Below are 12942 nucleotides of genomic sequence, written 5' to 3' on the forward strand. Positions count from 1 at the left end.
GCTCTGTTCTCGGCTCCCTCATTCAGCCAAGTGAACTGGCCACCACCTCACCGGCAACCGACGGCCAGGTACTTTCATACAACAGCGGACAGTTTACTTGGGTGGATGACACCAACAGCACCACTTCAGCAGCAGGAAATGAAGGTGCAGTACAGTTCAATGACGGCTCGAACAACTTTGCAGCGGATACAAGCAACTTCTTCTGGGATGATTCAAATAATAGATTGGGGATTGGGACGGATAGTCCGAGCGAGACTCTTGACGTGGACGGAACTGCTGAAATATACGACGAGACAAACAACTGGATTAATATTGGAAAGGATAATACTATCTCTGGTGATCTTGGTAGTATTGTAATTGGTATTGAAAGTGAGGCATCAGCTGACTTTCCTTTTGGTGATCTTGGTGGAGCTCTTGCGGTCGGTTATCAGGCTACTGCCTCTGATCTTTTCGCAACCGCCCTCGGTCATAACACCACCGCCTCCGATGTTTCCGCAACTGCTCTCGGAAAATCTGCTACTGCCTCTGGCGAGTACTCCACTGCCCTTGGTAGCTCTGCCACTGCGTCTGGCTACCAGTCTACCGCTCTTGGCTACAACACCACTGTCTCAGCAAATGATGCTCTTGTTCTCGGAAAAGATGTTGAAAACGCCGTAGCTGGCTCTATCCTTCTCGGAACCTCCCAAGGCAACACGCTCCACATCCTCTCAGACGGTCAAACCAAAGCACCGTACTTCACCGCCAGCTCGACCTCAGCCACCTCAACCTTCGCCGGCCACCTCGAAGTTGCTAACCGTTTCCGCCTTGGCTCTGAATCCTTTACATCACTCACCGGAACCGGCCTCTCCGTCACTGGCGGCATTCTCAATGCCGAAGTTCAGTCGTCAGACCTGCATGACGCGGTCACACTCGCCGGCGAGAACTATCTCTCTCTATCAGGCCAGGAGATCACCGCAAACGCTATTGACCTTGCAGGCTCAAACGTCGAGGGCTCACTTGACATCAGTGACCACACCAACCTCACGGTCGGCGCGACCGGTATTGAGCTTGATGGCGACGACATCGCCCTCTCAACCGGATACGAGATCCCACTCACCGCCTCGACCACTAACTGGCAGACCGCTTTCAGCTGGGGTGACCACTCCACCTTTGGATACTTTGACACTGCCGGTGTCGGACTCGACTCAACCGGTTCAACCGTATACCTCGCTGACACATCAGTCACCGCAAACTCATACGGCTCATCCTCCGCTGTCCCTACATTCACCGTTGACGCGCAAGGAAGACTCACTGCCGCGGGATCAACAACACTCGACATCTCAGACGGTACCAACCTGGCTATTTCGGCAACCGGCCTCGAACTCGACGGCGACAGTGTGGCGCTCACGAGTGGGTATGAGATACCGCTTTCAGCAAGCACAACCAACTGGGAAGCTTTCCGGGACACGCCAAGTACCCGCATCACGGCAGGAGATGGTCTTTCTTGGACAGGCAACACCTTGAATTCAACCACAACAGAAGGTTCCGGCATCTGGGCGATCGCTTCAAACCTTGTTTCAAACACCGGCACAAACTCAGACGTGACCGCCGACGACTTTGTCTTCGGTTCAACGCAGCTTGCTGATACCGGAAACGCTGATCATGATAATCGGTTCTTCTTTGATAAGAGTAAAGGGGCGTTTCGGGCGGGAAGTGTGACGGGAAATCAATGGGATGATGCGAATATAGGTACTTATTCTGTCGCCTTTGGTGCTGTCACTACTGCCTCTGGCAACTATTCCACTGCTTTTGGTTTCGACACCACCGCCTCTGGTCATTATTCCGCTTCCTTTGGAAGAAGTTCTCAAGCCACCTCCACCGGTGCCGTCGCTTTCGGTCAAGCCCAAGCCGGCACCGGCGACTATCCATTCGCGATTGGAAGCAGCGACACGCGAGCGTACGGTAACTACTCATTTGCCGGTGGTGATGGGAGCGTGGCAAGTGGAGCAAACAGTTTTGCGTTTGGTCTCAACACCACTGCCTCCGGTAACTACTCTGTCGCCTCCGGTCAGGGCACTACCGCCTCCGGCGATTACTTTGCCTCTGCTTCTGGCTACAACACTACTGCCTCTGGTGACTATTCCACAGCTTCTGGTTATAACTCAGAGGCCTCCGGCGACTATTCTTTCGCCTCCGGTCTTGGTGCTACTGCTTCCGGTGGCAACTCTTTTGCTTTCGGTAACAACATCACCGCCTCCGGCAATAACTCCACTGCCTTTGGTCAACATATTGAAGCTCTCGGCAACTACGCCCTCGCCGTCGCCCTCGACGGCAATCAATCTGGTGTGACCGTTCCGGCCAACACCGCTGCTTTTATGGGCGGTTCGGTTGGCATCGGCACTACTACCCCTGCAAGCGCTCTTGAAGTTGTTGGCGGCACTACTTTCAACGGCCTGACATACACCTGGCCAACATCACAGTCAAACAACTACGTCCTCCAAACAGATGGCTCCGGCAACCTCACCTGGACAGACATCTCCGGGGCAGGGGGAATGCAGTCATTTGATGTCGCCGGCGATGCCGGGTCAAACCAAACCATTGCGGATGGTGGCATCCTTTCAATACTTGGCGGCACCGGTGTCTCAAGCACAGCATCAGCAACCGGTACCATCACATTGGATGTTGATGATGTTGAAACTCTCAATACCTCACTTACTGAAGGATCAGTTGTCTTTTCAGATGGAACCAACCTCGCAGAGGACAACAGCAACTTCTTCTGGGATGATTCGACTAATAGATTAGGAATCGGAACAAACAATCCTTCCGCCCTTCTCTCAGTCGAAGGTCAAGCAAAAGCCGACTACTTCACCGCCTCCTCGACGTCGGCAACTTCGACCTTCGCGTACGATGTAGACATTGATGGAGTATTAGAAGTCTGGGACGAATCGAATAGCTGGATCAATATTGGGAAATATAACAAAGTATCCGGATCTACAAATAACACAGCAGTTGGAGTATCTAATACAGTGAGTGGTAATGGGCCGTTTGCCGGCGAAGCTTCTGCTTTTGGATACAATAACACAGCAAGTGGTGCATACAGTTCTGCGTTAGGTAACGGTAATACCAGTTCCAATCTTGCATCATCAGCATTTGGATTTAATAATACTGCATCAGGGGTTAACTCCTCAGCTTTTGGTCATGGTGTTACTGCCAGCGCTAACTACGCCTCTGCTTTCGGTTACAACATTACCAACGCAATCGCCAACTCGGTCAAGATCGGTTCCACAAATAATAGCGCCCTCAACATCTTTTCAGACGGTCAAACCAAAGCGCCGTACTTCACCGCCTCCTCAACCTCAGCCACTTCAACCTTCGCCGGCAACGTGGTCATCGGTTCAAGCAATGAAAATCTTGGTACCGGCGCGGAGTCACTCTTTGTCTCCGGTTCAATGGCGGGAGGGTCGGGAAGTGTGGCGAGTGGGGCAAACAGCTTTGCGTTTGGTTTCAACGCCACCGCCTCCGGCGGCAGATCCACCGCCTCTGGCTACACCACCACCGCCTCCGGTGGCTACTCCACCGCTTTCGGCCACACCTCCACCGCCTCCGGCTTCGCCTCCACCGCCTCCGGTTACGGCAGTCAAGCTCAAAATGTAGGCTCGTACGCTTTTGGTGGGCAGGGATGGGCTGGCAACGGTTCAGGCGGCCCAACAGCCTCAGCAAACGGTGCCTTTGCCTTTGGTGAGGACTTTACAAACAGCACCGCTTCTTCCTTCGCCGTCGGCTTCGGTCAAATCGATCTCTTTGTCAATGACGGAAAAGTTGGCATCGGCACCACATCACCATCAACCGCCCTTGACGTAGCTGGTGTCATCACCGCCACCGGCGGCAACTCCACCCAATGGAACACTGCCTTCGGTTGGGGTGACCACAGCCTGGTCGGTTATCTTGATGGTGTGACTGCAACCGGCCTTGAAGTATCGGGTACAGACGTTGCGCTCTCTTCCGGATACACTATCCCGCTCTCAGCCTCCACCACCAACTGGGAAGCCTTCCGGGACACGCCAAGTACCCGCATCAGTGCAGGAACAGGCTTGACATGGAGCACTAACACCCTCAATGTGGACGACGTCGAGACACTCTCCACTTCACTCTCCGAAGGATCGGTTGTCTTCTCAGATGGAACCAATCTGACCGAAGACAACAGCAACTTCTTCTGGGATGATTCGACCAACAGGTTGGGAATTGGGACGAGTAGCCCAAAGACTTCATTACACATTAATGAAGGCCCTGCTTCGTCTGCTCCATACTCTCAGATCTATTTGGAGGCGCCTGAAGATCAAGATGCAGCTGTTACACTGCAGTCTGCTCGAGGCGGCACCAATAACGCATGGTACTTTGGGGCGGGTGCCGGAAACCCTTACTTTAATAACAACTTCCGTATTGTTAGTCTTGGCCCTGATTCAGGAGGACCTATTGTGGATGTAGTTAACATTGATACTGATTATAACTTTGGAATAGGTACAAGAACACCAAGTGCTAAACTTGACGTTACTAATTCAAGTAGCAGTCTGCCAATTCAGCTGTGGAGTAATAGTAGTGAAGTTGAAAAAGCGCGTATAACAGATAGCGGCTACTTTGGTCTCGGTACTGCAAATCCTTCCGCCCTTCTTTCTGTTGAAGGCCAAGCAAAAGCTGACTACTTCACCGCTTCCTCAACTTCAGCAACTTCGACCTTCGCCGGCAATGTGGTCATTGGCTCAAGCGACGAGAGCCTTGGTACCGGCAACGAATCGCTCTTTGTTTCCGGCTCAATGGCGGGAGGGTCGGGAAGTGTGGCGAGTGGAAATAATTCGCTTGCTTATGGTAATGGCGCCACTGCTTCAGGTCATTATTCTGTTGCCTTTGGTTACAACACTGAGGTTTCAGGATCTTATTCTGCTGCTTTCGGAGAAGGTACAACCGCCTCCGCTTCCTACTCAATTGCTTTCGGAGAAGATATTGAAGCTTCTGGCGCCTATGCTTTTGCTGTTGCCCTAGATCAAAATCAATTTGGCGTGCAAGTCCCCGCCAACACCGCCGCCTTTATGGGCGGGAAAGTCGGTATCGGCACCACATCACCATCAACCGCTCTCGACGTATCCGGTGTCATCACCGCCACCGGCGGCAACTCCACCCAATGGAACACCGCATTTGGCTGGGGTGATCACTCCCTGGTCGGATACCTTGAGGGTGTCACTGCCACCGGCCTTGAAGTATCGGGTACAGACGTTGCGCTCTCTTCCGGATACACCATTCCATTAACTGCTTCCACCACCAACTGGGAGTCCTTCTACCAAACTCCATCAACCCGCATCACTGCTGGCACCGGACTCAGCTGGACAGGCAACACTTTAAACTCAACCAGTACAGAAGGTTCCGGCATCTGGGCCATCGCTTCAAACCTTGTCTCTAACACCGGCACCAACTCAGACGTGACCGCCGACGACTTTGTCTTCGGCTCAACCCAGTTGGCTGATACCGGAAACGCTGATCATGATAATCGATTCTTCTTTGATAAGAGCAAAGGGGCGTTCCGGGCGGGTTATGTGACAGGCAGTGAATGGGATGATAGCAACGTAGGTATTTATTCAACCGCTATAGGACGAGGTGCCATAGCCAGCGGAGCAGGATCTTTCGCAGGTGGTTACATGGGTGCATATGGAGGGAACATAAACTCAACAAATTCAGGGTCGTTTGCTTTTGGTTCTGTTAATTCGTATTTAGGTAATCAGGCAACTATAGAATCAACCGGTAACGGAGCAGTTGCAATGGGTTACGCTCAAACCTCAAGCGGTAATTCGACAATATCGTCCAGTGGATTAGGGTCTATTGCTTTGGGGCGCGCAGGATCAGGAGGACGAACTCTTCAAGCAAGTGGTAGTGGAGCAGTTGCAATGGGTTACGCTAATGCTGCTGACCTCACTGCCACCGGCGACGGCTCAGTCGCCCTTGGTGAAGACATTCGCGCCACCGCTGACAACGCCTTCGCTCTCGGTCGCGGATTTGAAAACTCCACTGCCGACTCATTTGTGGTCGGCTTCGGTTCCGAACAACTTACCCTGGACGGCTCCACCGGTAATCTAAGTATCGCCGGCACCACCACTGCTTCTGGTTTCTATGCTGACACTACCGGCATCAAGTTCCCTGACGGGACATTGCAGACCACTGCTGCTACAGCCGGCGCATCAGCGGCAAGCTCTTCGGGTGCTATTCAGTACTCCGACGGCTCGGGCGGGTTCTTAGCTGATGCGGATAATTTCTTCTGGGATGATTCGACTAATAGATTAGGAATCGGAACAAACAATCCTTCCGCGCTTCTCTCCGTCGAAGGCCAAGCCAAAGCTGACTACTTCACCGCTTCCTCGACGTCGGCAACTTCGACCTTCGCGTACGATGTAGACATCGACGGCGTGCTTGAGGTGTATGATGAAGCAAGTTGGTGGACAAGTATCGGAAAAGATAACAACGTATCTGGAGGCACTGGTAATATTGCTGTCGGACAATTTAACGAAGTAAATGGTAACTTTGTAGGTGTAGGTGGATCCGCTGCTTTTGGCTACGGTAACACTGTCGATGATGCATACAGCACCGCACTTGGTCACAGCAACACTGCCTCCGATCTTTACACCACCGCGCTTGGTTATAACACCACTGCTTCAGGAGCTAGTGCCGTTGCTATTGGAAAAAATATTGTAAACGCTGTAAGTAGCTCGATTCTTCTTGGAACATCGCAGGGCAATACGCTTCACATCTTCTCAGACGGTCAAACCAAAGCGCCGTACTTCACCGCTTCCTCAACTTCAGCAACTTCGACCTTCGCCGGCAACGTGGTCATTGGCTCAAGTAACGAAAGTCTCGGCACTGGCAACGAATCGCTTTACGTCTCCGGCTCGATGGCAGGGGGAAGTAATAGCGTTGCAAGCGGAGATGACAGCTTTGCGTTCGGACAAAATGCCGTGGCAAGCAACGATCTTGCTGTTGCCTTCGGAGAATCAACAGCATCGGGTGCTGGATCGCTCGCTACGGGTAGTGGATATGCTGGAGGCAGTACCGCTTCGGGTATTGCTTCTGTTGCACTTGGGCATAATGCAACTGCATCCGGGGATTATTCATTTGCAGTAGGAGACGAGTCTCAAGCCACTTCCACCGGCGCAACCGTCTTCGGCCAAGCTCAAGCCGGTACCGGCAACTATCCGTTCGCGATTGGAAGCAGCAACACGCGAGCATACGGTAACTATTCATTTGCCGGGGGAAGCGGAAGTGTGGCTAGTGGTGATAATAGCTTTGCTTTCGGTACCAACACCACAGCGTCTGGCGACGGTTCCGTTGCCTTCGGTTCCGGCACCACCGCCTCCGGCGTCTTATCCACTGCTTTCGGTACCAACACCACCGCTTCTGGTTACTTCTCCACCGCCTTCGGTTCCGGTACCACCGCTTCTGCCACATACTCTATGGCTTTTGGTGAGAGCTTTACAAACAGTACCGCTTCCTCCTTTGCTGTCGGCTTCGGCCAGAAGGACTTTGCTGTATCCAGTGGACTCTCTCAGACATTTGGCCAAGCAAAAGCCGACTACTTCACCGCCTCCTCGACCTCAGCGACCTCAACCTTCGCCGGCAACGTGGTGATCGGTTCAAGCAACGAAAACCTCGGTACCGGCAATGAATCACTCTTTGTCTCCGGTTCAATGGCGGGAGGGTCGGGGAGTGTGGCGAGTGGAGTGGACTCGTTTGCATTCGGTTGGAATACAACTGCTTCCGGATATTATTCCGCTGCTTTTGGAATGTTCTCTACATCCTCTGGTTACTACTCTTTCGCTTCTGGTTATGATACTGAGGCATCTGGTTTTGCATCTACTGCTTCTGGTGCGTATTCTACTGCTTCTGGTAACTACGCTACTGCTTTCGGAGGAGGATTAGGTTCGGGTACTATTGCTTCAGGAAGTAAATCTGTTGCATTTGGTTCAAATATCGAAGCTGCCGGCTCTCACTCCTTCGCCGTCGCGCTCGATGGTAACCAGTCCGGTGTAGAAGTCCCAGCCAACACCGCTGCTTTCATGGGCGGCTCGGTCGGCATCGGCACTACTACCCCGGCGGCGACACTTGGTGTCGACGGTTTAATGTACATCGGCGGGACCGGTACTTCGACCATCACCGACTCACTCCACGTCTACGAAAACCTCAAGGTCGGCACCAACTCGCTCTTCCTTTCTAATAATTCTATCCAGAACCAATCCGGCGAGCTTGTGTTCCAGCCGGACGGCAACGACGTCAGCTTCGGCGGCAGCCAGAATTTCTTCTGGGATGATTCAACCAACAGGTTGGGGATTGGGACGAGTAGTCCAGCTTCTACGCTCCACGCCTACGGCACCACTACGGTGACCGCTGACGGATCAGCCGCATTTGTTGTTGAAGGTACGAGCGGTCAAGATGTATTCTCTGTCGATACCGGCAATGAAGAAGTCACCTTCGGTGGAAGTTCTGGGAATGTTAGCTTGACGATGGGACCGGCTGCTAAGAACTTTGTGTTCAATAAGGAGTCGGCGTCCGGAGACGATAACTTTGTATGGCAGAATGGCGGCACAGATATATTGACGCTTGAGGATAGTGGTGCTCTTAATGTTCTAGATACGCTTACCGCTACGCTTGATACTGCATCCAGAGTGGGTGTTATCGTTAAAGCAGCTTCCTCCCAAACCGCCAACCTCACCGAGTGGCAGAACAGTGCGGGGAGTGTGCTCGCCAAAATCGGTCCAAACGGTGAGTTTCAGGCCACCGCCTCTACCACGTTCGACGGCAACGTCAGCTTCGGAACCACCACCGAAGGATCAGTGCTTTTTGCCGGATCGAACGGAAAACTGTCTGAAGACAACAGCAACTTCTTCTGGGATGATTCAACCAATAGGTTGGGTATTGGGACGAGTAGCCCAACAGCCGCTTTGAGTGTATTTGGTACTAGTGATGAAATTCAGTCGGTAATACGCGCAAATTCTTCCCAAACTGCTAATCTTACCGAGTGGCAAAACTCAAGTGGTGGTGTGTTAGCTGTGATGGATAGTGGTGGTGGGCTCGCATTCAATAAAACAAGCGCCGATCACGACATCGATATTTTCTCAGGGTCGATAGCTATTGAAGATAGTTCATCAAATGACGCGGTAGTTATCAACACAAACGGTATAACGTTGAGTCAGCCGGCATCAAACGGTATCGTGTTTGAAAATGACATTTTTGGTGATCAGGATGTTACATTAGATCTTTTCAATGATTCATTTTCTCTCGTTTATAACAACGGAATAAATGACCTAAATGCGAGTATTACCCTAAACGAATCTAGCGACGATGTGGAGTTTGTTAACGCAATGGGTGGCAACTTTGAATTTGATCAAGAAGTAGAAGCACCGTACTTTACTGCCACCTCTACTTCCGCCACCTCGACCTTCGCCGGCAACGTGGTGATCGGCTCAAGTAACGAAAACCTCGGCACCGGCGCTGAGTCTCTTTTTGTTTCTGGTTCCATGGCTGGTGGGTTTACAAGCGAAGCGAGCGGAACGAACGCATTTGCGTTCGGGAACAGTGTAGATGCCTCTGGTCTTGCTGCTACCGCCTTCGGTACAGACACCACCGCATCTGGTGACTACTCCACTGTTTTTGGAGCTGCAACCACCGCCTCCGGCAACTACTCCACCGCCTTCGGTCTTTCCACCACCGCCTCTGGTTACTACTCCACCGCCTTCGGTCGAGAGATCGAAGCCCAAGGTAACTACGCCTTTGCCGTCGCGCTCGACGGCAACCAATCCGGCGTGACTGTTCCGGCTAGCACCGCTGCCTTTATGGGTGGCTCGGTTGGTATCAATACCGCGGACCCAACTACTGAATTTGATGTAAATGGCACAGTAGCACTTGGTGACGGTTTTGTTCCGGACTCTGGTGCTGCTTCAAATCAGCTCAATATACGGGTAGGTCAGACTGCTACCGGATCGGCAAACGGTATTAGTTTCTTTGAAAATACAGGTGGCTTTGGTATGAAGCTTGGCTATGACGGCACAGGATCAGGCGCAGACAATTTCATGGCGATCTATGACGATAGCGACAGCAATCTCGTTACGTTTAAAAATGGTGGTAGTGTCGGTATCGGAACCGCAAACCCATCCGCCCTCCTTTCAGTCGAAGGTCAAGCCAAAGCTGACTACTTCACCGCCACCTCTACTTCCGCCACCTCAACCTTCGCCGGCAACGTGGTTATCGGCTCAAGCGACGAAAACCTTGGTACCGGCAATGAATCACTCTTTGTTTCCGGCTCAATGGCGGGAGGAAGTAATAGCGTTGCAAGCGGAGATGACAGCTTTGCGTTCGGTTACAACGTAGAAGCTTCCGGTGCATATTCCACCGCTTCTGGTGGTTATACCACTGCCTCCGGCCAAGGTTCTTTTTCTACTGGAAGTAACTATCAAAATATAGGCATCATCGAAGCTTCTGGTGACGGAGCGGCTGCTTTCGGTATTGCTGCAGACGACTCATTTTCCGGTTCAACTCTTCAAGCAGGCGGTGATGGTTCATTTGCCGCAGGATTTGCTGTCGACAACGATCTAAGAGCTATGGGTCAAGGGTCAATTGCACTTGGTGCCGGCGTTGAAGCTCTGCAAAATTACTCCACCGCTATTGGTCGTGATATAACTAACAACACCGCTAACTCCTTTATGGTCGGTTTCGGGTCAAATGCTAACAGTCTTTCAGTGCTTTCAGACGGCGAGACCAAGGCGCCGTACTTCACTGCTAGCTCAACATCAGCAACCTCGACCTTTGCCGGCAACGTGGTCATCGGCTCAAGTGACGAAAACCTTGGCACCGGCAATGAGGCACTCTTTGTCTCCGGATCAATGGCGGGAGGATTTGGGAGTGTGGCGAGTGGGCCGAGCAGTTTTGCCTTTGGCGTCAACACCACCGCCTCCGGGTATGCTTCCACTGCCTTTGGCGTCAACACCACCGCCTCCGGGTATGCTTCCACTGCCTTTGGTTACGGCACAACCGCCTCCGGGTCTTATTCCACCGCCTTTGGTTATGGAACCACTGCTTCAGCTAATTACTCCACCGCCTTCGGGTATCAGTCCACTGCCTCCGGTGGTTATATTTCAACCGCCTTTGGTTACGGCACAACCGCCTCTGGCTGGTACGCAACCTCCTTTGGTGACGGCACAGAGGCGTCTGGTAACAGTTCCACTGCCTTCGGTCACGACACTATTGCCTCAGGTGATCGATCAATCGCATTTGGTCGAAGCATAGAGGCTCAAGGCAATTATGCCTTCGCTGTTGCCCTTGATGGCAACCAGTCCGGCGTACAAGTTCCTGCCAACACCGCGGCGTTTGTCGGCGGAAAGGTAGGTATCGGCACCAGTACACCAGAGACCGAGTTCCACGTAGCCGGCACCTCAGCCACTTCTACCTTCGATGGTGATGTGGTCTTCGGGGGCGGCGCATTCCAGTTCACCCGCAGTGACTACTCCACCTCGATCGACAATCTCCGCCTCGGTGCGACGGTCTTTGAGTCAGACGCAGGTATTATCAGCTGGACCGATATGCCGGTTACCTCAAGCGCGTCAGCCGGAACAGATATGTCGTACATCGCGCACCTAGACGGCAACCCAATGCTTTCTATATTTGCTGAGGCGGACGGCTCCGGCGGGATTCAAAACAGCGGTGTGGGTATAGGGACTACTACCCCGACCGCACTCTTTGATGTTGCCGGTCAGTCGCAGGCTCAGTACTTTACCGCAGCTTCATCAACAGCCACCTCGACGTTTGCCGGCAATGTGATCATCGGTTCAAGCAACGAAAACCTTGGTACCGGCAATGAGTCACTCTTCGTCTCCGGTTCGATGGCGGGAGGAAGCGGAAGTGTGGCTGATGGGTTGAATGCATTTGCGTATGGTGGTTTCAATACTGCCTCTGGTATCTATGCCACCGCTCTTGGAGGTGCGGTAATAGAAGGTACTACTGCATCAGGTAATTACTCTTTTGCTGCGGGGAGTAAAGCTAAGGCAACTTCTACCGGCGCCACTGCCTTTGGTCAGGCACAAGCCGGTACCGGCAACTATCCGTTCGCGATCGGTAGTAGTGGTACCCGAGCGTACGGTGACTATTCATTTGCCGGAGGTGAGGGGAGTGTAGTGACCGGTGCTCATTCATTCGCATTTGGCGACGGTGTCGAGGTGTCCGGCGATCATGCTGTTGGATTTGGTCGAGATATCACCGTGTCTGACAATGATGCTGTGGCGTTTGGGTTCAACACGACCGCTTCCGGTCTCTCTTCTGTTGCGTTTGGTGAAAGCAACACAGCATCCGGTGACCACTCCACTGTTTCCGGTTACACTAACACCGCGTCAGGTTACGCTTCTACTGCGTTTGGTAGAGGAACTGAAGCATCCGCTAGCTACGCTACTGCCTTCGGTCGCAATACGACTGCTTCTAGCCAGTTTGCTACTGCCCTTGGCTACAACACTCTTGCGAACGGCTTCGGGTCTGTTGCTGGTGGGTATTCTGGGGTAAGTGACGGTATACAGGCGACAAGAGACGGGGCTCTTGCGTTCGGTAGGATGTCAATAACAGCATCTGGAAACATCACGGCAAGCGGGTACGGTTCCGTTGCGTTGGGTTTGACTGATGGATCAGGAGATATAACATCGAGCGGGTATGGTTCCGTTGCGGCCGGGTATGCAAGCGGCACGCTTCAGGCGACAGGAAGAGGAGCGATCGCGTTTGGTGAGGACGTGCAGGCAAACGCAAATAATTCTTTGGCTTTTGGTCGTGGCATCATCAACAACACTTCGGACTCCTTTATGGTCGGTTTCGGGTCAAATGCTAACAGTCTTTCAGTGCTTTCAGACGGCGAGACCAAGGCGCCGTACTTCACCGCCAGCTCAACCTCAGACA

1 protein-coding gene is annotated in these 12942 nt (G+C 52.6%); it reads left to right on the forward strand.

The genetic code is table 11. From position 1 onward, the window contains the following. A partial coding sequence (locus WD467_00005) for a hypothetical protein (GenBank protein ID MEX2452286.1) occupies positions 1 to 12942 on the forward strand: 12942 nt, incomplete at both ends.

It is taken from the genome of Candidatus Saccharimonadales bacterium, assembly GCA_040903985.1.
Lineage (GTDB): Bacteria > Patescibacteriota > Saccharimonadia > QS-5-54-17 > QS-5-54-17 > JBBDUI01.